Below are 21398 nucleotides of genomic sequence, written 5' to 3'. Positions count from 1 at the left end.
ACTCTTATTCCTTGCTTTGATTTTTGCGCCCGCCGTCCAGGATGGATCAGCCCGTCTTGCGCGGAACGATTGAAATTGCCGAGAGGGGAACATCCATCCCCTTCTCCACCGCCTCGGTCATGATCCGCCTCACGGCAGCATTTTCCGCCCCGTTGGCGACGACCAGCACTCCGCGGATTTTCGGCTTGATGATTTTGGTCACGACCGGCTTCTGCTCCCCGGACACTTCATACATGACGATCTTGCCGCTGCTCGTCACCTGAGTCATGTGGCGCTTGCCGCCGTTCTTGTCGCTCTCATCCGTCACCGACTGGGAGTTGTTCGGATCTACGCCCCACACCATCTCTTCCGTCGAATCGATCGTGACGAGCACTTTCACGGTTCCGACGCCGACAATCTGCTCCAAGATCTCCTTCAGCCTGTTCTCCAGAGGCTGCTCGATGCTCGAGAAGTCTGTTCCGTCAGGCGACGTCTTGCCGATGAAGGCGCTCTGATCGCCGCCGGAGCCGGGAGCGGGCGGATCGGCTCCCTGATGGGTGCCGGTCGTGCCGACTTGGCGGAAATCCAGCAGACTGCCGGCAATCATAAGCGCCGCTCCTATGCATCCCAGAAGCAGAAGCCATCTCAGCGCCTTGACGCGGCCCGGCCCTGCGGGACCGCCGCCGGCGAGCTGCTCCAGCTTTTCCAGCCATTTGCCCACCATTGCCCCTCCTCTCCGCCATGCACGGTTCCTCTCTTCATTCCTTCTCCAGCCATACTTGGATCTGGCGGTCTTGCAGCCCCCAACCGGCCGCGACCAGTCTCCTGACCTCGGCAGCGGCCTGCGCCGGAGCCGCGGACGGGCTGTCGTTTCCAGCCTCTGTTCCTTCCCCGGAATGCATCGTACTGCCATCTTCAGCGCCCGGCTCTTCTACAGGAGCCATCGCCGCTTCCGAGGAGGCGCCGCCGGAGGCGGCATCCCCCGCCTGAACGCGGAGGGGGTCCATCCTGATGTCCACCGGAGAGACTTCTCCCGCTCCAGCGGCCATGCCGCTATCCGCCGAAGACGGGGCTGAACTCCCGCCCGCCGCTGCCAGCGTGACGACAACGCCGGATACCGTTCCGTTGCCGCTGCCATCCCACGATACCGAAGCAGCCACCGAAGCTACGCCGAACCCGGTCTGCCGCTCGACAGCCGCCTTCACCTCGGATTCGAGCTTCGTCCGCGCCAGCTCGGCTGCCTGCTGTCTGGAACGGCCCGAAGTCTCCTCGGCCTTCCGCAGAATATCGTCCAGCGAAGGCATCTTGACATTCGAGTCCCGCACTTCGCGGTCCCAGTCCTTGATGGTCTCGCTGAGCTTCCCCTGGATGTCTCCCTGAGCCAGCTTCAGCAGAGGCGTCAGAATGACGAGCAGGACGATCAGGCCGGTTACAAGCCTCGCGTAACGCTGCATGGACTTGTTCGGAAGCAGCAGGTCCACGATGGCGGCGAGCAGAATGACGGAAATGACATCCTTGAGCCAGGAGCTGAACCAGCCCAGCATCGGCTTCGACTCCTTTCATCCGCGCTGCCTGCCTCAACGCATCATGATCATCGCATTGCCTGCCGTGAGAATGATGGTGACAGCCAGGAAGAACATCAGGCTTACCGCCGCAAGAGCTCCGAACACGAACAGCATCGTCTTGCCGATGGTCAGCAGGCAGGTCGTAATCGGGCTGGAGCCGAGCGGCTGCAGGACAGCCCCGCTGACATTGTAGATGGCGGCCAGCGCCAGAATCTTGATCGCCGGGAAAGCGCAGAGGAAGAGGAGGATGATGACTCCCGCGAGACCGACCGCATTTTTGGCCATCATGGATGCCGAAATGACGGTATCGGCCGCATCCGAAAACGTCCTTCCTACGACCGGGACGAAGCTGCCGCTGATGAATTTGGCCGTCCGCAGCGTCATTCCGTCCGTCACGCTTCCTGCCGCCCCCTGGACCGAGATGACTCCCAGAAAGATGGTCAGCATGACCCCGAGTATTCCCGCGCCCGTCGTCCTCAGCAGATTGGCGAGCTGCGTCACTTTGAAGCGGTCGCTCAAAGAGCTGGCGATATGGAGGACAGCCGAGAAGAAGAAGAGCGGGAAAACGATCGTGTAGATCAGCGTTCCGACCGTGTTGACCATGAAAATGATGACCGGATGAAGAAGAGTGACGGTCGCGACGCTTCCCGTACTGGCAATCAGCGTCAGCAGCAGCGGAATCATCGCCATCATGAACTGGATCATGGACTCGATCGCGTCCCGGGCATATCCGATCGCGACGTGGAAGCTGTTCACCGCAAGCACGATCAGCACCATATAGGCGACCGAGTAGGCGACCTGGCTGACCATGTTCCGCTCGAACGCCGATTGAAGCGTCTGCAGGATGCTGCTGAATATCGCCAGCAGCACAATGGAGACGAGCAGCTTGCCGTTGTAGAGCACCTCATGCAGCAGCATCTTCATCAAGCCGCTCAGCACGGTGCCGAGCTTGAGGCCTTCGCCGCCGGGCGTGATCATCTCGACGAAGCTCGGCATCGATCCGTCCGGAAAATAACCGCCGTACTCCGTGACCAGCTTGTTCCAGTACGCTTCAACCGTATCCGTCCCGTAAGCTTGCGCCTGCTCCTTGGCCAGCTTGTCGTTGAGGTCCGCGGCCGCTTGCGAGCCGTCGTCCTGGCGGGCTGCCTGCAAGGACGGCTCCGCCGGACCGCTTGCCGCCCAAGCCCCCGTTCCCGGCATGGCCAGCCAGATGACGAGACTGATTCCGATTGCCTGAAGCCAGCGCATCAGCAGCCGCATCGCCCCTTCACCCCCCCGCCGGCAGCAGGCCGACCACGGTCTCCACAATGACGTTGATGATCGGGACGGCCATGACGAGAATCAGCACCTTGCCGGCGAACTCCACCTTCGAGGCCACGCTCTCGGCTCCGGCATCCCGGATGATCTGAGAGGCGAATTCGGCGATATACGCGATTCCGATCATTTTGAGGATCGTCTTCAAGTACACCGAAGGGATGCCGGAGCGTTCGGCCAGCTGCTGCATCGTGCCGATGACGGCATCGATCTTGCCCAGCATCATGAGGAAGATGAATACCCCTGTGAACATGGCGAGCAAAAAAGCGAACAGCGGCCTCTGCTCTTTGAGCACCAGCATGAGAATCGCGGCGAGCAGCCCGATTCCCGCGATTTGCACAATCTCCATAATCCATTCTCCTGACCCGCGGAATGCCGCCGCTACTGGAACAGGAAGATCGTCTTGATTTCCTGGAACAGCTCGTTGAGCATCCGGACGACCATAAACAGTACGACGACGAATCCGATCAATGTCACCCAGTGCGCCATGTCTTCCTTCCCCATCTGCTTAAGCACCGTGTGGATCATGGCCACGATGATGCCGATGCCGGCGATCTGGAAGATGGCGCTGATATCCATGGTCATGTACTCGGCACCCCTAAACCATCAAAATGACGACCAGTGCGGCAATGAGAATGCCTAGCGAGCGGGACAGCTTCTCGTAACGCGCCTGGTCATCCCGGGCACCGTCTTCTTCCGCCTGCATCTGCTGCTGCGCGAGCCGGAGATGCTTCAGCTGATCTTCGCGGTCGCTCATTCCCAGCGTGGAGCCGAGCCGCCTCAGCGTCGCCAGCTCCGTCTTCCGCATCGCGGTGCCCGGCCAGCAGCCGGCCAGCGTTTCTTCCCAGCAGGCTTCGAAAGCGGGGGCATCCGGACTTTCCAGCCTGTCCGAAGTCAGGCGGAAGATGGAAGCGGCCGGTTCCGCCATATGGGCGCCTGTGCGGCGCATCGCTTCCGGAAGCGGCGTGTAGCCGTAGCCGATCTCGGTCTCGAGGCGCTGCAGGCCGTGGATGAGCTCGCGCAGCTGCCTCGGACGCTTGGCGAAGCGGGCCGCCTGCAGAAATCCGATCATCGTGCCGGCAAGCAGGATAAGCACGGCACCGGCTGCCTTGATCATGTTCCCGCCTCCCCCGCAGCACGCGCCGCTGTCGGCTCTCTCGCCGTCGGCGCAGCGTGCTGGAGCGCGACGACCCGAGCTTCGAAGCCGCTCCTGCTCCTCCCGAGAATGACGCAGCGGCTGAACGCCCCGTCATGCAGCAGCTCCCTCAGAATGGGCCTGCCCCTCGCTTCTTCGAGGCTGGAGGCATGGGCGGTCGCCACGATCGCGACTCCGGAATGGGCCGCCTCCCGGACGGCTGCCGCATCCTCCGGCCTGCCGATCTCGTCGGCCATGATGACTTCGGGAGACATGGAGCGGAGCATCATCATCATCCCTTCCGCTTTCGGACAAGCATCCATCACGTCTGTCCTCGGACCGACATCGAAGGAAGGCACCCCTTTGACGGAAGCGGCGATTTCCGACCGCTCGTCCACGATGGCCACCCTTCTCCCCGGCCATCCGGCCATGGCGGTATCGGGCCAGGCGCCCGAGCTGACGATGCGGGCGAGATCCCTCAGCATCGTCGTCTTGCCCATTCTCGGCGGACCGATCAGCAGCGTGGAATGGATGCTCCGTCTCGCCGCATCCGCCAGCTGCTGCGCCAGCTTGTCTGCCGCGCCGACCGCTTCGCGGGCGATCCGAATGTTGAAGCCGCCGATATCCCGGATCGCCTTGACGTCGCCCCGCTCCAGGACGGTCCGGCCGGCCAATCCTACCCGGTGGCCTCCGGTCACGGTGATGTAGCCCTTCCTGAGCTCTTCCTCCATCGCGTACAGCGAATGCCCGGTCAGCCTGCCGAGCAGCTTGCGGCATAGCTCGCCGGAAGGCCTGAACGCCTGCTGCGGGTTGCTGCTCCATCCGCCGTCCTCCGTCAAAAATCCCGATTTGTCGAGGCTGACGATTTCCAGCGGCCGTTCCTCACGGATTCGAATCTCTTCCAGACCCGCATGCACGGAATCAGGCAGCCGGCGAAGCCGCTCATACAGCTCCGGCGGCAATAGATGCGCAATCAGCTTCAACATTGGCGTTCACTCCTTCCTCCGCATGTCCTATACCCTATTTGTATGCTTGTCAGGACGCATTATGCCGCTTGCTATCAAGAAGGTTCATAGACTTGCAGACTATTTCTTGAAGATCCCGATCAGCAGGCAGCCGATTCCGACCGCGATCCAGGCCAGCTTGGCAGGCGATAGCCTGTCCGACAGTCCGATCAATCCGACCGCCGTCGTCGTCAGCAGAACGACCGGCCCGACGAATGCAAGCGAGGAATTGATGACGAGCGCTTTATCGATCTGATTGAGGCGCAGCATAAGAAGAGCCGCCATAATCTCGATGGAACCCGACAGCAGGCGCAGCGAAGCCATCGTCGCGACAACTTTATTCATCATTCCGACCCCTTCTTTCCATCATCGTATAACCAAGCCTATGCCGGCTTGTCTTCAAATATGGCAAGCCCTATGCTTTGTTGAACATATAGCAGCGCTCGGAGGAGAAAGAAGGCGGCAGCCGTTTCGGAGCCAGCGATTGGAGAGGCTGTATGCGCAGGGAGAATACGGCAAGGGCTGCTTGGAGGCGATTGCGGCGTAGAGCGGAGGACGGATTCTATCCATGATTCCGCGATAGGAAAGAAAGGCGCGGTCTGCGAGGAAGATCTCGAAGCGATAGGGAAGGAAAGAACGGAATCGTTTGGGGAGGGAAAAAGGGGGCATTCAAAGCGTTTGGGAAGGGAAAATTCTAAGCGTTTAGCAAGGAAATTTCCTATTCTATCGATCGGGTTTTCAACAGGGCGGTTCAAGGAAACGGCCATCCGATAGAATCGCAGAGCCGGCAGGCCGCTCCGATCGGGAGACGGATCGGGGCTTGCGCTTCGAATGCCCGATAAATCCAAAGGTTGAACGCAAAAAACTCCCTCAAGCGGCCGCTTGAGGGAGTTCGGGTTGGCGATGGCTATCGGCGCTCGGAAGGGCCGCCGACAAAAACCTGATCGGCCGTATCGAGGCCGTAAGCCGTATGAAGAGCTCGGACAACATCCTGCAGCGGACCCGACTCGATGACGCAGGACGTTTTGATCTCGGAGGTGCTGACCATCTTGATGCTGACGCCGAGCTCGGCCATCACGCGGAACATCTTGGCCGCAACGCCCGGATTGCTGACCATGCCCGCGCCTACGATGGAAACCTTCACGAGCTCGTCCTCGGAAGTCGTCTCGCGGTAAGGAACGGCGGAACGGTTGCCCTCGATGATGGCAAGAGCCTTGTCGCGGTCGCCGCTGCCGATCGTGAAGCTGAAGTCGGCTTTGCCGCCCATGACTCCGCTCTGCACGATGATATCGACATTGATGCCGCCGTCGGCAAGCGCTCCGAACACGCCTGCAAGCACGCCCGGCACATCCTCGACGCCAAGAATGCTGATGCGGACGACATCCTTGTCGAATGCGATGCCGCTCACTACGATTCCTTGTTCCATGACCGCTTCCTCCTTGACCGTCGTTCCTTCATTGTGGTTGAAGCTGGATCTGACGACCAGCTTCACGTTGTACTGCTTCGCATACTCGACTGCCCTCGGATGCAGCACCGCAGCTCCGAGGTTCGCAAGCTCAAGCATCTCGTCGTAGGAAATCTCGTCCAGCTTGCGCGCGTTCTTGACGACGCGAGGGTCGGTCGAGTAGATGCCGTCCACATCCGTGAAAATCTCGCATACATCGGCCTGCACCGCGGCCGCCAGCGCGACAGCCGTCGTGTCGGAGCCGCCGCGGCCGAGCGTCGTGATCTCCCCGTCCTCCGTCATGCCCTGGAAGCCGGCGACGATGACGATCTGCCCGTCATGGAGCGCCTCGTGGATCTTATCCGGCCGGATATCCGTAATCCGCGCCTTGGCATGGACGCTTTCCGTGCGGATTCCCGCCTGCCATCCCGTCATGGAGACAGCCTGCCGGCCAAGCCCGTGTATCGTCATCGACAGCAGGGCGACCGATATCTGTTCCCCCGTCGTGAGCAGCATATCCATCTCGCGAGCTGGCGGGTTCGGATTCAGCTCCCTGGATTTGTCGATCAAATCATCCGTCGTATCCCCCATCGCGGATACGACGACGACGACCTTATGCCCCGCATCCCTGTTCTCCACAATCCGCCGCGCGACTCTCTGCATCCTTTCCGTCGTGCCGACCGAACTGCCGCCGAACTTCATCACGATCAACGACACCGCTGTTCACTCCCAACCATTAGCTGATTATACAAGTACCGATTATATCACATTCACGCTTTAAAGAGATAGAAGATAAACAAAAAAAAGGCCGCCCGCCGGCGGCCTTGACAGTGGAATGGAACTACGCGCGGGAAATGTAGCGGCCCTCGCGGGTATCGATCAGCAGCTGGTCGCCTTCGTTGATGAAGAGCGGTACCTGAACCGTGAAGCCGGTTTCGAGCGTTGCGTTCTTCGTAGCGCCTTGAGCCGTGTTGCCTTTCACGCCCGGCTCGGTTTCGGTTACCTTCAGATCCACGCTGTTCGGGATCGAGATGCCGATGATTTCGCCTTTGTAGCTGGAAATGTTGACGTTCATGTTTTCTTTCAGGAAGTTGATTTCCCATTCCAGCTGCTTTTTGTCGAGATTGAACTGGTCGAACGACTCGTTGTCCATGAACGTGTACTCCGTGCCGGAGTTGTACAGGTATTGGACTTCGCGGTTCTCGACATGTGCGCGGCCAAGCGACTCGCCTGCACGGAAGGTTTTCTCCACGATGTTGCCGTTGCGGAGGTTCTTCAGCTTGGAGCGGACGAACGCAGCGCCCTTGCCCGGCTTGACATGCTGGAACTCGATGACGCTGAAAATGTCGGTATCCACTTCGATGGTAAGGCCTGTCTTGAAATCGTTCACTGAAATCACGGGTGATTCCTCCTGTAAATGGGTGATGCGGAAACGACGTTTCCGCTTGGACGCTGCGATGAGGAGACTTAGTGTCCAAAAGCCGAAGCATGACGCTTCGGCTGTCGGGCTAGCTAAGGATAATAAGTTCCTTCGGCGAAGCTGTCAATATTTGAATCCCGTTCTCGGTGATGACGATGTCGTCCTCGATGCGGACGCCTCCAAACCCGGGAATGTAGATGCCGGGTTCCACCGTTACCACCATGCCGGGGGTCAAAACGTTGTCGCTGCGCTTGGACAGGTTCGGCTTCTCATGCACTTCCATGCCGAGGCCATGTCCAAGGCTGTGGCCGAACTGGTCGCCGTAGCCATGCTTGGCGATGACGTCGCGGGCCAGCGCGTCGGCCTCGATGCCGGTCATTCCCGGGCGGATGTTCGCCAGGGCGTGCAGCTGGGCTTCCAGCACGATCTCGTAAATTTCGCGGTGCTTGGCCGAAGGCTCGCCTACGGCGACCGTGCGGGTCAGGTCCGAGCAGTAGCCGTTGTACAAGGCGCCGAAGTCGAGCTTCACGAATTCGTTGCTGCCGATGACGCGTCCGCTCGCGACTCCGTGCGGGAGCGCCGAGCGCTCGCCGGAGGCGACGATCGTGTCGAAGCTGGACGATGTCGCGCCGCGGCTTCTCATGAAGACTTCCATTTCAAGCGCGACATCGGATTCCTTCATGCCGGGCTTGATCAGCCCTTTGATATAATCGAAGGTCGCATCGGCCAGATCCGCCGCTTCCTGCATGATCGCCAGCTCCGAGGCGTCCTTGACGGCCCTCAGGCTTTCGATGATGCCGGCTGCGGGCACGAGCTCGATAGAGCCGAGAACCTGTCCCCAGCGGACATAGTTGGAGTAGACCGTATGCTCCTGCTCGAAGCCCAGACGCGTTATGCCCTCCGCAGCGAGCAGCTCGCGGACGGACTCCATATAATCGGCTGCATGCTCGACGATCTCGAACCCTTGCACCTGCTCCGCCGCCTGCTCCGTGTAGCGGAAGTCGGTCAGAAACCAGCTCTTCGAAGACGTGAGCAGCACCCAGCCCGAAGATCCTGTAAACCCGCTTATGTATCGCCGATTGTACGGGCTGCCGACAAGCAGCGCTTCCAATCCCTGTTCTTCCAGCTTGCCCCGCAGCTTCTCCACTCGTTGCTTCGTCATCGCGGCTACCTCCTCTAATCCAATCAAACTGCCTTTAGCTGCCTTGGCCGGACGGCTTGTCCAAATGATTCAGCAAGGCATGCAGCCCAAGCACGTAGCTGTAGGCGCCGAAGCCGGCGATCTGCCCGACGGCGGATGCCGCCGTCACCGACTGGTGCCGGAAGGCTTCCCTCTTGTGGATATTGGACAAATGCAGCTCGATCGACGGCACCGGCACCGAGCCCAGCGCGTCGCGGATCGCATAGCTGTAATGGGTGAAGGCTCCAGGGTTGATCAGAATGCCGTCCACGCTGCCGTAAGCCTCATGGATCCGGTCAATCAATCCGCCCTCATGGTTGGACTGGAAGAAATCCAGCTCCGCGCCGAGCCGGGAAGCCTCCTCGACCATCATATCCTTGATTCCATCCAGCGTCGTCGTTCCGTATACGCCCGGTTCCCGGATTCCCAGCATGTTGAGGTTAGGACCGTTAAGTACGAGAATCTTGCGCATGACCGCACCTCCAAAAGCCAAAAGGCTACTTGCCATTCTACCATAAATGACATGCCCTTGGAAGTGCGTGTCCGTCAGCTTCCTCCCTTCGGCTTGCGCTTCGGCTCGCGCGAGGCTTCGTCCGTGAATTCGAACGCGATCGTGTACCCGATGAACAGCCCCCACACCGCATACAGGCTGAGCTCCGTGAAAATGCTGTTCCAGCCGAGAACCGTGACCGGCTTCACCATTCCGAGAAGCGGACCGAAGGCCAGGAACAGCAGCGTCCACCACAGCAGCCCGTACACAAAGCCCGCCCATGGACCCGGAAAGCGTCCGAGCAGAAGCTTGTACAAATAGGCGGCAAGAATGGAAAAAACGATGAAATGCCCGATGCCGACGGCATGCCCCCAGCCCGTGACGAGGAAGGAGTGCTTGAAAAACGGCTCCGCCAGCATGCCGGGCAGAACCTTGGTGAACCGGAACGTATAGAGAAGCCAATGGGCGAAGCCCCATATCAGCCCGGCCCAAAACCCGAGCTGCAGGCAGTACGTCCATGTATGGGTCGTATGTTTGCCATACTCGCTTTTGTCCATCCCTTTTCCCCGGTTCGATGCTGCCGCTGTCGCGCTCATTTCGATCGCCTCCTTGAAATGTCCGCCTTTAGTATGCGCCAAATTCCATGCCGGCTAACCGTCTTCCAGCTCCGCGTTGGTTCGCGGTTGCCGTGAGAGGCGGTCTGGCATTCCCCATTGCCATCAAGTACAATGGAAACAGGATTCCAGTTCCCCCGCAGGCTGCGACCGAGCCTGAAGCGAGAGGAAGTATGAACAAAGGGAAGGTGAATGTCCGTTGCCAGAAGCGAGCACATCCATTTACGGCGGACAAGCTGTCATTGAAGGCGTCATGTTCGGCGGCCGCAACGTCAATGTCACGGCGGTACGCCGCAAGAACGAAGAAATTACTTTTTACGAAGTTCCGAGCGCAGGCAAGAAGCCCTGGTACCAGCCGCTCAAGAAAATTCCGTTTGTACGCGGAGTTATCGGCATTCTCGAGTCCAGCGCCAAAGGCTCGCAGCATCTGAACTACGCCCTGGAAGCCTATGCCGAGGACCAGCCGGAGGAAGCCGGAGCGGCGAAGGACGAAGTCCCTAAAAAGGAAGGCTGGAGCCTGTCCATGATCGTCGGCGTCGCCGTCGCGGGAGTAATCAGCTTCGCCGCCGGCAAGCTTATCTTCACCCTCGTGCCTGCTGTTTTGGAAAGCTGGCTGTTCAGCCACATGTTCACCGGCGTGTTCCTGCACAACCTGATCGAAGGCGGAATCAAGATCATTCTGCTTCTGGCTTACCTGTACCTGATTTCCCTGACTCCGCTCGTCAAGCGCCTGTTCCAGTACCATGGCGCCGAGCACAAGGTCATCAGCGCCTACGAGGACGGAGCGGAGCTGACGGTCCGCAACGTCCAGAAGTATACCCGCCTGCATTACCGCTGCGGCAGCAGCTTCATCATTTTCTCCGTTATCGTCGGCGTCATCGTCTATTCCTTCTTCAGTTGGGATAACTTATGGGAGAGGATCTACATTCGCATCCTTCTCCTTCCCGTCGTGCTCGGCGCATCCTATGAGGTGCTGCGCTGGACAAACGCCCTGCGCGACGTTCCGGTGCTGCGCTATCTCGGCTATCCCGGGCTGTGGCTGCAGCTGCTGACGACGAAGGAGCCGACGGACGACCAGGTCGAAGTATCCATCGCCTCCTTCAACCGGATGCGCGAGCTCGAGCGGGAAGTCAACGTACAACCGGCTGTCTGACCGTCTCGAGAGCATCCCGAAGGGGAGCATCGTCAATAGAAAGGGCGGATTTGCATGCGTCGCAACAAGGTCAACATAGGGACGGCGGTCGTTGCCGTGCTGGTTGTGATCGGACTGGGGAGCAGCCTTGCCCGCAATCCGTTCAGCCTCCTCCTTCCAGCCGTCATTCTCGGCGGCATCTTCGCCTTCTATTGGTTCAGTCCCGCCCGCAGGAAACGCGCCGTCAAGCCAAGCCCCCGCCATGCCGGTAAGGGCCGCGGAGAGCCTTCCCGCTTCAAATCCGCCTCCGCAAAGGCGCGCGGCCGCAAGCCCTCTCCTTTCCGGGTCATCGACGGCGGCAAGGACGAGGACGGCATGCCCAAGTATCATTGAACAAGGAGCAGGAACAAAAAATAACGGCAGGCGCGGAATGGTTCCATTCCCGCCTGCCGTTATTTGATTCCGGCGGCTCTATTCGGATTCCAGCTCGCTGCGGATGCTTCGGAGCGTCTCCAGCCTCGTCTCGTCACGGCGGAAGTACTCCACGAGCGTCTCGATGCACGTAATGGAATCCCAGCTGAGATGATGCTCGATTCCCTCGACATCCTGATAGATGTTGGCTTCCTGGACTCCGATGACTTCCAGGAACTGCTCCAGCAGATGATGGCGCTCCATCAGCCGCTTGCCCATCTTCTTGCCCTTGGCCGTCAAGATGAGGCCGCGATATTTCTCATAAATCAGATACTGGTCCTTGTCCAGCTTCTGAATCATTTTGGTCACCGAGGATGGATGGACCTCCAGCCCTTCCGCGATATCCGATACGCGGGCATATCCTTTTTCCTCAATCAGCTTGTAGATCCGTTCCAAATAATCTTCCATGCTCGGTGTAGGCATGAAAACCCTCCTAACCTGCTGGGCGCCTCCACTCTCTCGGCGCCACGCTACTTTAGTATCATACAACGCGCTCCGGCCTCCTGCAACTTGCGCAGCCGGGATTTCCCTTATTGAAAAGCTTGCTTCCATGCCAAACTAACCCCGAGCCATCATCCATCCTTCCCGAGGAGGTTTGCCGTTATGAGCACTGTCATGGAACGTCCACGCACCGGCCGGCCCGACGTTTTCGTGCCCGAGCTGGTCTATTTCGAGCCGGACTCGCTGAACTATCCCAAGGGGAAGCGGATCCATGAATGGGCGGTCAAACAGGGACTGCCTATCCGCATGACGACATCCCACAACCGCATCACCAATCTGCCCGGCGATTCCGAGCTGGAGCAATATAAAATCGCCAAGCGGACGCTCGTCGTCGGCATCCGCAAAACGCTCAAGTTCGACCAGTCCAAGCCTTCCGCCGAATACGCCATCCCGATCGCGACGGGCTGCATGGCCCATTGCCACTACTGCTATCTGCAGACGACTCTCGGCGCGAAGCCTTATATCCGCGTCTATGTGAACACCGACGAAATCATGGAGGCGGCGAAAGGATACATCGATGAGCGCGTGCCTCAAATCACCCGTTTTGAAGCCGCGTGCACGAGCGATCCCGTCGGCCTCGAGCCGATAACCGGCTCCCTGCGCGAGCTGATCGAGTTCATGGCGGACCAGGAGTACGGCAGACTGCGGTTCGTCACCAAATTCCACCATGTCGATTCCTTGCTCGATGCGCGCCACAACGGCCATACCCGCATCCGCTTCAGCGTCAACGCCAGGTATGTCATCAAAAACTTCGAGCCCGCGACATCCCGCTTCGAGCAGCGGATTGAAGCGGCCGGCAAAGTCGCGGCTGCCGGATATCCCGTCGGGTTCATCATCGCGCCGATCATCTGGCACGAAGGCTGGCAGGAAGGGTATGCCGAGCTGCTGGAAAACCTGGCCAAGACGCTGCCTGCCGGAATTCCCGATCTGACTTTCGAGCTCATCCAGCATCGCTTCACCAAGACCGCCAAGGCGACGATCGAGAAACGCTATCCGAAAACGAAGCTAGAGATGGATATCGAAAAGCGCAAGTACAAATGGGGCCGCTGGGGCCAAGGCAAATACGTCTACCCCGATGAACAGGCAAATGCGCTGCGGATGTTTATATCCGAGCGCATCTTCGAGCATTTCCCTGAGGCGACGATCGATTATTTCACTTGATCAAGGATCAGAACCGCAGCCATTCCGGCGTGATTCCATTCAGATAGATCGTGATGACGGACATCTTGTTCGTGAACAGCAGCACGCCCATCACCAGCATCAAGGCGCCGCCGATCTTCATCAGGACAGACGAGTAGCGGACGATCCACCTCGTCGAGCCGATAAAAAAAGCGAGCACGAAAAACGGAATCGCGAAGCCGAGCGCATAAGCGGTCGTAAGCCCGAACCATGTTCCCGGATCGGATGCCGCAAGAGCCAGAATCGCCGCCAGGATCGGACCGACGCACGGCGACCAGCCGGCGGAGAAGCCGATTCCGAAGATGAACGATCCGAGATAGCCCGACCGCAGCTTCACCGGCATTTTGAAGTCCCTCATCAATGCCTTCGGCTGGAACAGCCCGATCAGGAACAGTCCCATGAGCATGATGAGGATGGCGGACAGCTGCCGGATCAGGTCCTGGTAATCGGCGAACACCTCGGCGAAGCGGTTCGTTCCGTAACCGAGCGTGTAGTAGACAAGCGAAAACCCGAGAATGAAGAACAGCGTATGGCTCATGGTCCGGCGCCTCACCTCGCGGCCGGGATTGTCGCTTTTGAGCTCGGTGACCGATATGCCCGTTATGTACGATAAATACGAAGGGTAGAGCGGCAGGCAGCATGGCGACACGAAGGACGCGATGCCTGCGGCGAATGCCAAGCCGATGTTCACGCTGGACATGGTTTGGACCAGCCTCCCTTAATAGGTGCAGGATGCGGGGCTGTCGCCCGCATCCTGCTTTTTGGTTCGGATCATTTGACGATGGCGCCGTTCGGCATGGAATCCGGCACCGTCGCCAGCGTCAGCTCGTCGCCGACGGATGCGGCGAGGATCATTCCCTGGGACAGCTCGCCGCGCAGCTTGACCGGCTTCAGGTTCGTCACGCAGATGACTTTGCGGCCGACCAGCTCCTCCGGCTTGTAGAACTTGGCGATGCCGGAGACGACCTGCCGCTGCTCATAGCCGAGATCCAGCTTCAGCTTGAGCAGCTTGTCGGCCTTCGGCACCGGCTCGGCTGCAATCACCTGCCCGACGCGCAGCTCGACCTTGGCGAAATCGTCGATGCCGATCTCTTCCTTCGGCTCCGGAGCCGTCACGGCAGCGGCAGGCGCGGAAGAAGCGGATTCCGGCTTGGCTTCGGCTGCCGGCTCCTCTTTCTTGTCTCCTCCGCCGAGAATGGCGGAAGCGATATAAGCGATTTCCTCCGGCGCATCCAGACGAGGGAACAGGGCGCTGCCCTTCGAGACGCGGGTTCCGGCCGGCAGGCTGCCGAACGAGCGGACCGATTCCCATGCGGCAAGAGCGTCGTTCTCCGCGCCGAGCTGGCGGCGGATCTCCTGCGGAGCGCGGGTCATGAACGGCGTCAGCAGGATGGAGACGATGCGCAGCGATTCCGCCAGATGGTACATGACGGAGGCGAGCTCGCCGCGGCGGGCTTCATCCTTGGCGAGCACCCATGGCTGGGTTTCGTCGATGTACTTGTTCGTGCGGCTGATCAGCTGCCAGAGGGAAGACAGCGCGACCGAGAACTCCATGCGATCCATGGAAGCCTCTACCGACGAGACGACCTCGGCCGCGAGCGCCTGCAGCGGGCCGTCGAATTCGGTCACGGCGCCGGCATAGGCCGGAACTTCCCCTCCGAAGTATTTGTCGATCATCGCCACCGTGCGGCTCAGCAGGTTGCCGAGGTCGTTGGCGAGATCGAAGTTCAGCCTTTCCACGAAAGCCTCGGGAGTGAACGTTCCGTCCGACCCGAACGGCACCTCGCGAAGCAGGAAATACCGGAGAGCGTCAAGTCCATAACGCTCCAGAAGGACGACGGGATCGATGACGTTGCCCTTGGACTTGGACATCTTGCCTTCCTTGACGAGCCACCAGCCATGGCCGAACACCTTCTTGGGCAGCGGCAGGTCGAGAGCCATCAGCATGATCGGCCAGTAGATCGTATGGAAGCGGACGATCTCCTTGCCGACCAGATGAACGTCGGCCGGCCAGAAATGGCGGTACTGGGAATCGTCTTCCGAGTCGTAGCCAAGCGCGGTGATATAGTTGGAGAGCGCGTCGATCCATACATAAATGACATGCTCGGGATCTCCGGGAACCTTGATGCCCCAGTCGAACGTCGTCCGCGACACGGCCAGGTCCTCGAGGCCGGGCTTGATGAAGTTGTTGATCATCTCGTTCTTGCGGGATTCCGGCTGGATGAAATCCGGATTGTCCTCATAATATTGCAGCAGCCGGTCGGCATACTTGCTCATCCCGAGGAAATAGCTCTCCTCCTTGACCAGCTCCACGGGACGTCCGCAATCGGGGCATTTGCCGTCCACAAGCTGGCGCTCCGTGAAGAAAGACTCGCAAGGCGTGCAATACCAGCCCTCGTACGTTCCTTTATAAATGTCGCCTTGGTCGAGCAGCTGCTTGAAGATCTTCTCAACCGATTTCTTATGGCGCTCCTCGGTCGTGCGGATGAAGTCGTCGTGGCTGATCTCGAGCTTCTTCCACAGCTTCTGAATCTCGCCGACCGTTCCGTCCAGGAACTCGATCGGCGTCATGCCGAGCTCCTTGGCCGTGCGCTCGATCTTCTGGCCGTGCTCGTCGGTTCCCGTCAGGAACTTGACGTCGTAGCCCTGCGCCCTCTTGTAGCGCGCCATCGCGTCGGCAGCGAGCGTGCAGTAGGCATGCCCGATATGGAGCTTGCCGCTCGGGTAATAGATCGGTGTCGTAATGTAATAGCTGTTGTTGTTCTCTGGCATGGGAATCCCTCCGGATCGATATGGACATGCAAAAAAGCTCCCGTCCGCTATGGGACGAGAGCGAGAGCGCTTCGTGGTACCACCCAAATTCCTTCCCTGCCTCTGGCTCGAGGCGGACGGGAAGCTCTAGTGAAGCCGTTCCTGGAAGAACGGCAAGCCGCTAACGCCGGCTGCGCGCGTCCGTACCTTGCGGCTTCAGCGCCAGGCTGCTGCCGTTCGGAGCGGAATCCTCCGGGACCATCTTCGTTTCCCGCCCCCGGCCGGCTTGCACCGTCTTGCCCGGCTCTCTGATGCGGCAGCTGCGGAAACTACTCTTCCCTTCATCGGGTAAGCTGTATTTGTCGTAATCATACCGAAACGACCCTGTGCATGTCAAGGAAGCTCATGGCACGGGATCGTAGCCTCCCGGGTGGAACGGATGGCAGCGCAGGATGCGTCTTGCCGCCAGATAGGAGCCCTTGGCCGCGCCATGCTTCTCCACCGCCTCCAGCGCATAGGCGGAGCAGGTCGGATAGAAGCGGCAGGTCGGCGGCTTCAGCGGCGATATGAACTTGCGGTAGAGATGGATGGGAGCCTGCACGGCTCTTCTCATCCTCATGCTTCCGCCCCCTTCCCCAGATGCCAGCATGTCCCGGACCCCATTTCCAGGCCGAGAATTTCGCCTTCCTTCTATTTTGAGGCCTAACAACTCCGAAATCAAACCGGAACCAATGTCGCCATTTTACATATCGGATGTCATATTTGTACACTGTTCGTAGTCATTGTCCTATGTTACCTTAAAGCCATGTCGCATTCTTACAGTCTGCTTCCATTATGAAAGGGGACCTTTCCGCTATGATTCGAATCGCAAAACTCAGCTTCTGGCATGTCCATGCTTGGGAATACACGGGCTACGCAAACGAGCATCCCGGCACGCAAATTACGGTTGTATGGGATGAAGTGCCTTCACGCGGCCAGGAAGCCGCCGACAAGCTCGGCGTTCCGTTCGTAAGCAGCCTGGACGAAGTTCTCGCGCGCGAGGATGTGGATGCCGTCATCGTGGACGCGCCGACGACGATGCATGCCGAAGTGATGGTCAAGGCGGCCAAAGCCGGCAAGCATATCTTCACGGAGAAGGTCATCGCGCCTACGGCAGCCGAGCTGGATGAGATTTTGAAAGCGGTTCAAGAAGCCGGAGTTAAGCTGACGGTATCTCTCCCCCGCCTCAATGACGGCTATACGACGGCCATCCGCGAAGTGCTGGAGCAGGGACTGCTCGGCAAGCTCACGCTTGTCCGCGTCCGCCTTGCGCACGACGGCGCCTTGGCCAATTGGCTGCCGGAGCATTTCTACTCGGCGGAGCAGACGGCAGGCGGAGCGCTCATCGATCTCGGCTGCCATCCGATGTATTTGACCCGCCTGTTCCTTGGCGGCATGCCGGAAAGCCTGACCGCAACGTACGGACATGTGACCGGACGCGAAGTCGAAGACAATGCCGTTGCCGTCCTCTCTTACGCGGATGGAGCGATCGGCGTCGTCGAGGCCGGCTTCGCCAGCAAGCATTCTCCTTTCCAGATCGAGCTTTTCGGCACGGAAGGTACGCTGCTGTACGGCAATCCGGACGACGTCATCAGCGTGCGCAGCACGAAGCTCGAGGAGCAATGGAAGGAGATTCCGCTCGGGACCAAGCTGCCGAATGCGTTCAGCCAATGGGTTGGACATATCGAGAACGGCACCGAGGGCGAGGAGAACATCGCTCTCGCTTCCGATCTGACGAGGCTGATGGAAGCGGCGAACCGCTCCGCAGCCGAAGGCAAGCGGATCGACCTGGCCGGCGCAGCGCAATGAGAACGCCGGGTTCCAAGCCGTTTCCCTATGCCCCGATGATGGAGAAGCGGGATGCCATGGACCGGCTGGAGCTCCGGTTCCGCTGGGGAGCATACCGGCTTCGGGTGCTGCATTTTCATCTCGCCTCCTTCCCGGAGGATCGCCTCATTCGCTACCACAAGCATTCGGAATATGAATTCCACTTCATCGCCCGCGGCTCCGGCACTCTGTCCCTCGAGGACAGCGATCATGAATTCCGCGAAGGCATGTTCTATCTGACCGGCCCCGGCGTGCTCCACCAGCAGCTGGCGGGCCGTCCGGACGGTACGGAGGAGCTCAGCCTGCATATCGACATCGTTCCGATCGAGGATGAGCCGGCCGCCTCCGGGGAGGACGAATGGGAACGCCAGGAGGCGGAGAACTGCATCGCAGCCCTGGATGCGCTCGGACCGCATCCTATCCCGGACCGCTGCCAGGCGATGCCCTGGTTCCTGACGGCTTACAAAGCCGTCCAGGAGGCCGAGCCCGGCTGGGGTACGACGGTGAAGCAGGCGGTCATTCAAATTCTGCTCCGTGCCGCCCGCGCCCCTTTGCAGCCGCTGCCGCAGGTCGCCCATCCCGAGCGGGACATGTCGCTCTACCGCTACCAGCTCATCACCCGCTTCATCCGGGACAACTATTCCAGTCCCCTGTCGCTCCAGGATGCGGCCGACCGCATCCATGTCAGCAGCCGCCAGCTGCAGCGGATCATGAAGGAGCAAGGCGGCGTCTCGTTCAGCGATTATCTGGAACGCTGCCGCCTCGAACAGGTATGCGAAGCGCTCGCCCGCAATCAAGGCTCCATCGAGCAGATCGCGGCCGAAACCGGCTTCCAGAGCGGCAGCTACCTTCATTACGTTTTCCGCAAGAAATTCGGCCTTACCCCGAGCCGCTACCGGGAACAAATGCGCAGCCAGCCCGTATAAAGCCGGCTGTCCGCGCTGCCCTGCTTAGCGGCGCGCCACTCGGAAGGAGAGAAACCTTTGTCCACATCGACCATACGAATCGGCATCATCGGCAGCGGCGGCATCGCCGGCTCCCATGCCGCCGCCTACAAAACCATCCCGGGAGTGGAAATCGCAGCCGTCGCCGACGCCATCCCCGGCAAGGCACTGGAGTTCATCCGCAAGCATGACCTCATCGGCACCGCTCCTTTCGACGACTATCGGGAAATGCTCGCGATGGATCTCGACGGCATCAGCGTCTGCACGCCTAACTCCGCCCATCGCCAGCCGACCGTCGACTCCCTGAACGCGGGCAAGCATGTGCTGCTGGAGAAGCCGATGTCCGTCACGCTGGAAGAGGGACTGGACATGGTGAAGGCTTCGCGCAGCAGCGGACGCATGCTCACGATCGGCTTCCAGCCGCGCTACGACCCCAATATGAAGCTGATCCAGGAGATCGTGCGCTCCGGCAAGCTCGGCAAGGTCTATTACGTCGAGACCGGCGGCGGCCGCAGGCGCGGCATGCCGGGAGGCACGTTCATCCGCAAGGAGCTGGCAGGCGCAGGCGCCATGGCCGACATCGGCTGCTATTCCCTGGATATGGCGCTCAACGCGCTTGACTATCCGAAGCCGCTCACCGTCTCCGCCAGCACCTTCAACCATTTCGGCCGCAATCCTCTCTATCACGCCGAGGCCGACAAATTCGACGTTGAGGACTTCGGAGCGGCGATGATCCGCTTCGAAGGCGATCTGACGCTCCACTTCAAGATCAGCTGGGCGATGCATCTCGACTCTCTCGGCACGACCAACTTCCTCGGCACCGACGCCGGACTCAAGATCACCCCGTTCGGCTCGGGCAACTGGTCCGGCGTCTGGGACGGACGAGTCGGCAACATCGAGATGTTCCACGATTTCATGGGCGGCCAGACGAGCACGAGAATTCCGCTCGTCGACCATCAGCTCGACCTGTTCCGGGAGAAGGTGCGGGACTTTGTCGATGCGATCCGCGAAGGCCGCGGGGCTCCGATTCCGGGCGAGCAGATTCTGATCCAGCAGGCGATCATCGACGGCGTCATCCGTTCCGCCGAGCTGCGTTCGGAAGTGAGCGTTGAAGTTCCGGACTATGCCGGGGGAGCTCCCGAGGACCAGCAGGCGGAGCCTGTCTGAGAGTTTCCTTCCAAGAGCAGAGCTGAGACCGGATGAAGACGGCGCAAAGCTGCCGCCGCCCTTTCGCTTGCGGCGGCGAGGAAGCCATTCGTCTCCCTATCCTTGCAGATGCGCAGTCAGCGGACGATAGCGCCTCCATTTTCAAAGAAAAGGCATGGGATTTCTTATGGGAACCGGATTTATCGATCATGTCACATCCTTCAGCTCCCGTTCGCCGAATCAAGAGGATCGGATAGGCCAGTTCAAGACCCATAGGCATCCGGAGGCAGAAATCACGCTTCTGATCAAGGGCGAAGGGTACTATGCCTCCGGCGAGCAGAATGCAAGGGTGTCCGCCGGGAATATGATCCTCATCCCCTCGGCAGCCCCGCACAGCTACGTATGCATCAAGCATTGGGAAGGCTATTCGCTGCATCTGCATGAGCTGGAGATGCCGGCTTACCCGCAGTACCTGTTCCAGCAAGCCTTCTCCCAGCGCACCGGCCCCATCCTCAAAGCCAGGCTGACCGGTGTCCACCTCGAGCGGGCAGCCGGCGCGATGAAGCAGCTCGCGCAGGAATGCCGCGAGCCGAGTTCAGAGGAATTTTTGCCGGATCTGCTGCGCAATTCCCTGGAGACGCTGCTGTTGGCCTTCCACGTCTGCGCGGTTGACAGCGCCGCGGCGGAGCCGTCCGGCGATACCGGCGAGGAGCAGCTCATCAAGGATGCGATCAAGCAGATCCATCAGCAATACCACACGTCGCTCAAGGTTTCGGATCTGGCGGCGAGCCATTATCTGTCCGAGAGCATATTCCGCAAGAAATTCTCGGAGCGGACCGGCCTCTCGCCCAAGCAGTACATGATCTCGCTGCGGCTGCAGGAAGCCAAGCGGCTGCTCCGCCTGTCCGCGAAGCCGGTGGAGTTCATCGCCTCGGAGGTAGGCTTCAGCAGCTCCAGCCGCTTCCACGACCTGTTCGTCAAGAACGTCGGCATGACTCCTCTGGAATGGCGCAAGGAAGGCCAGTAAGGCTTGAATTCATCCCGCATCTTTTCCGCATTTGGCTTCCAGACTCCGTTTTGATAGTTTCGATATTCCAGGCAGGCTGTCCGGTCCTTTTGGCCGGGCGGCCTGTTTGCCGTCTGTTCCGCTCCACTTGCAACTCCGGCGGCATCCCTTCCCATCCTGCCAAGCCACGAATGATAGAAACCCGTTCTCCAGACTCCCTTTTCTTTGCATCCCCCATTTCCCCAATTCTCCCTTTT

At 59.8% G+C, this 21398-nt stretch carries 24 protein-coding genes; 7 read left to right on the top strand and 17 right to left on the bottom strand.

Annotated features, from left to right (window positions below; translation table 11 throughout):
- Nucleotides 1–46: 46 nt before the first annotated feature.
- The 13 genes from spoIIIAG to VE23_RS02085 form a co-directional block, all read right to left on the bottom strand.
- Nucleotides 47–703 carry a stage III sporulation protein AG gene (spoIIIAG, locus tag VE23_RS02145; RefSeq protein WP_307721785.1) on the bottom strand — a complete coding sequence of 219 codons (657 nt, stop codon included), beginning with the start codon at nt 701–703 and terminating at the stop codon, nt 47–49.
- A gap of 34 nt (nt 704–737) precedes the next feature.
- On the bottom strand, nt 738–1523 hold the full coding sequence (spoIIIAF, locus tag VE23_RS02140; RefSeq protein ID WP_049867189.1) for a stage III sporulation protein AF: 786 nt from the start codon (nt 1521–1523) through the stop codon (nt 738–740).
- A 33-nt stretch (nt 1524–1556) separates the two neighbouring features.
- Nucleotides 1557–2804, bottom strand: a complete 1248-nt coding sequence (gene spoIIIAE, locus VE23_RS02135; protein WP_049867188.1) for a stage III sporulation protein AE — start codon at nt 2802–2804, stop codon at nt 1557–1559.
- A 7-nt stretch (nt 2805–2811) separates the two neighbouring features.
- Nucleotides 2812–3207 carry a stage III sporulation protein AD gene (gene spoIIIAD / locus VE23_RS02130; RefSeq protein WP_049867187.1) on the bottom strand — a complete coding sequence of 132 codons (396 nt, stop codon included), beginning with the start codon at nt 3205–3207 and terminating at the stop codon, nt 2812–2814.
- Nucleotides 3208–3239: 32 nt separating this feature from the next.
- Nucleotides 3240–3443: a stage III sporulation protein AC gene (gene spoIIIAC, locus VE23_RS02125; protein ID WP_048748439.1), complete on the bottom strand. Its 204-nt coding sequence runs from the start codon at nt 3441–3443 to the stop codon at nt 3240–3242.
- Between the two features lie 13 nt (nt 3444–3456).
- Nucleotides 3457–3975: a stage III sporulation protein SpoIIIAB gene (gene spoIIIAB, locus VE23_RS02120; RefSeq protein WP_048748440.1), complete on the bottom strand. Its 519-nt coding sequence runs from the start codon at nt 3973–3975 to the stop codon at nt 3457–3459.
- Nucleotides 3972–4979 carry a stage III sporulation protein AA gene (spoIIIAA, locus tag VE23_RS02115; RefSeq protein ID WP_049867186.1) on the bottom strand — a complete coding sequence of 336 codons (1008 nt, stop codon included), beginning with the start codon at nt 4977–4979 and terminating at the stop codon, nt 3972–3974. The genes spoIIIAB and spoIIIAA overlap by 4 nt, the downstream gene beginning before the upstream one ends.
- Nucleotides 4980–5078: 99 nt before the next feature.
- Nucleotides 5079–5345, bottom strand: coding sequence for a YqhV family protein (locus tag VE23_RS02110; protein WP_021878237.1), 267 nt, complete (start codon nt 5343–5345; stop codon nt 5079–5081).
- 559 nt (nt 5346–5904) lie between these two features.
- Nucleotides 5905–7158, bottom strand: a complete 1254-nt coding sequence (locus tag VE23_RS02105) for an aspartate kinase (RefSeq protein WP_049867185.1) — start codon at nt 7156–7158, stop codon at nt 5905–5907.
- Between the two features lie 124 nt (nt 7159–7282).
- Nucleotides 7283–7840, bottom strand: a complete 558-nt coding sequence (efp, locus tag VE23_RS02100) for an elongation factor P (RefSeq protein WP_048748441.1) — start codon at nt 7838–7840, stop codon at nt 7283–7285.
- A 109-nt stretch (nt 7841–7949) separates the two neighbouring features.
- Nucleotides 7950–9023, bottom strand: a complete 1074-nt coding sequence (locus VE23_RS02095) for a M24 family metallopeptidase (protein ID WP_049867184.1) — start codon at nt 9021–9023, stop codon at nt 7950–7952.
- A 34-nt stretch (nt 9024–9057) separates the two neighbouring features.
- Nucleotides 9058–9513, bottom strand: a complete 456-nt coding sequence (gene aroQ / locus VE23_RS02090) for a type II 3-dehydroquinate dehydratase (protein WP_048748443.1) — start codon at nt 9511–9513, stop codon at nt 9058–9060.
- A 74-nt stretch (nt 9514–9587) separates the two neighbouring features.
- Entirely contained in the window at nt 9588–10127 is a 540-nt protein-coding gene (locus VE23_RS02085) for a YqhR family membrane protein (protein WP_048748444.1), read from the bottom strand.
- Nucleotides 10128–10344: 217 nt separating this feature from the next.
- On the opposite strand from VE23_RS02085, the gene VE23_RS02080 reads away from it, so the two are divergent.
- Nucleotides 10345–11298 carry a DUF1385 domain-containing protein gene (locus tag VE23_RS02080; protein ID WP_021878231.1) on the top strand — a complete coding sequence of 318 codons (954 nt, stop codon included), beginning with the start codon at nt 10345–10347 and terminating at the stop codon, nt 11296–11298.
- A 54-nt stretch (nt 11299–11352) separates the two neighbouring features.
- On the top strand, nt 11353–11670 hold the full coding sequence (locus tag VE23_RS02075; RefSeq protein WP_021878230.1) for a hypothetical protein: 318 nt from the start codon (nt 11353–11355) through the stop codon (nt 11668–11670).
- A 78-nt stretch (nt 11671–11748) separates the two neighbouring features.
- Here VE23_RS02075 and mntR read toward each other — a convergent pair whose 3' ends face one another.
- Nucleotides 11749–12171 carry a transcriptional regulator MntR gene (gene mntR / locus VE23_RS02070; RefSeq protein ID WP_048748466.1) on the bottom strand — a complete coding sequence of 141 codons (423 nt, stop codon included), beginning with the start codon at nt 12169–12171 and terminating at the stop codon, nt 11749–11751.
- Nucleotides 12172–12351: 180 nt separating this feature from the next.
- Here mntR and splB point away from each other — a divergent pair, with 180 nt between their 5' ends.
- On the top strand, nt 12352–13410 hold the full coding sequence (gene splB / locus VE23_RS02065; RefSeq protein WP_021878228.1) for a spore photoproduct lyase: 1059 nt from the start codon (nt 12352–12354) through the stop codon (nt 13408–13410).
- 7 nt (nt 13411–13417) lie between these two features.
- Here the strand turns inward: splB and VE23_RS02060 are convergent, their stop codons facing one another.
- From VE23_RS02060 to yidD, 3 genes are all read right to left on the bottom strand, one after another.
- Nucleotides 13418–14128: a cytochrome c biogenesis CcdA family protein gene (locus VE23_RS02060; protein WP_049867183.1), complete on the bottom strand. Its 711-nt coding sequence runs from the start codon at nt 14126–14128 to the stop codon at nt 13418–13420.
- Between the two features lie 71 nt (nt 14129–14199).
- A complete protein-coding gene (gene metG / locus VE23_RS02055) occupies nt 14200–16200 on the bottom strand; it encodes a methionine--tRNA ligase (RefSeq protein ID WP_049867182.1) in 2001 nt (666 codons plus the stop codon).
- Between the two features lie 382 nt (nt 16201–16582).
- Nucleotides 16583–16792 carry a membrane protein insertion efficiency factor YidD gene (yidD, locus tag VE23_RS02050; RefSeq protein ID WP_048748473.1) on the bottom strand — a complete coding sequence of 70 codons (210 nt, stop codon included), beginning with the start codon at nt 16790–16792 and terminating at the stop codon, nt 16583–16585.
- A 242-nt stretch (nt 16793–17034) separates the two neighbouring features.
- Between yidD and VE23_RS02045 the strand changes: the two genes are divergently transcribed.
- The 4 genes from VE23_RS02045 (at nt 17035) to VE23_RS02030 (ending at nt 21162) form a co-directional block, all read left to right on the top strand.
- Nucleotides 17035–18027 carry a Gfo/Idh/MocA family protein gene (locus tag VE23_RS02045; protein WP_048748464.1) on the top strand — a complete coding sequence of 331 codons (993 nt, stop codon included), beginning with the start codon at nt 17035–17037 and terminating at the stop codon, nt 18025–18027.
- Nucleotides 18024–18971 carry a helix-turn-helix transcriptional regulator gene (locus VE23_RS02040; RefSeq protein ID WP_021878223.1) on the top strand — a complete coding sequence of 316 codons (948 nt, stop codon included), beginning with the start codon at nt 18024–18026 and terminating at the stop codon, nt 18969–18971. Before VE23_RS02045 ends, VE23_RS02040 begins: the two co-directional genes overlap by 4 nt.
- A 57-nt stretch (nt 18972–19028) precedes the next feature.
- Nucleotides 19029–20156 (top strand): Gfo/Idh/MocA family protein, encoded by a 1128-nt coding sequence (locus VE23_RS02035; RefSeq protein ID WP_048748463.1) that lies wholly within the window; start codon nt 19029–19031, stop codon nt 20154–20156.
- A 166-nt stretch (nt 20157–20322) separates the two neighbouring features.
- Nucleotides 20323–21162, top strand: coding sequence for a helix-turn-helix domain-containing protein (locus VE23_RS02030; RefSeq protein ID WP_049867181.1), 840 nt, complete (start codon nt 20323–20325; stop codon nt 21160–21162).
- Nucleotides 21163–21398 lie beyond the last annotated feature (236 nt).

This window comes from Paenibacillus sp. D9 (assembly GCF_001188365.1).
Classification (GTDB): Bacteria; Bacillota; Bacilli; order Paenibacillales; family Paenibacillaceae; genus Paenibacillus_O; species Paenibacillus_O humicus.
The sequence above is the reverse complement of the archived record's forward strand: the minus strand, read 5'-3'. Positions and strand labels throughout refer to the sequence as shown.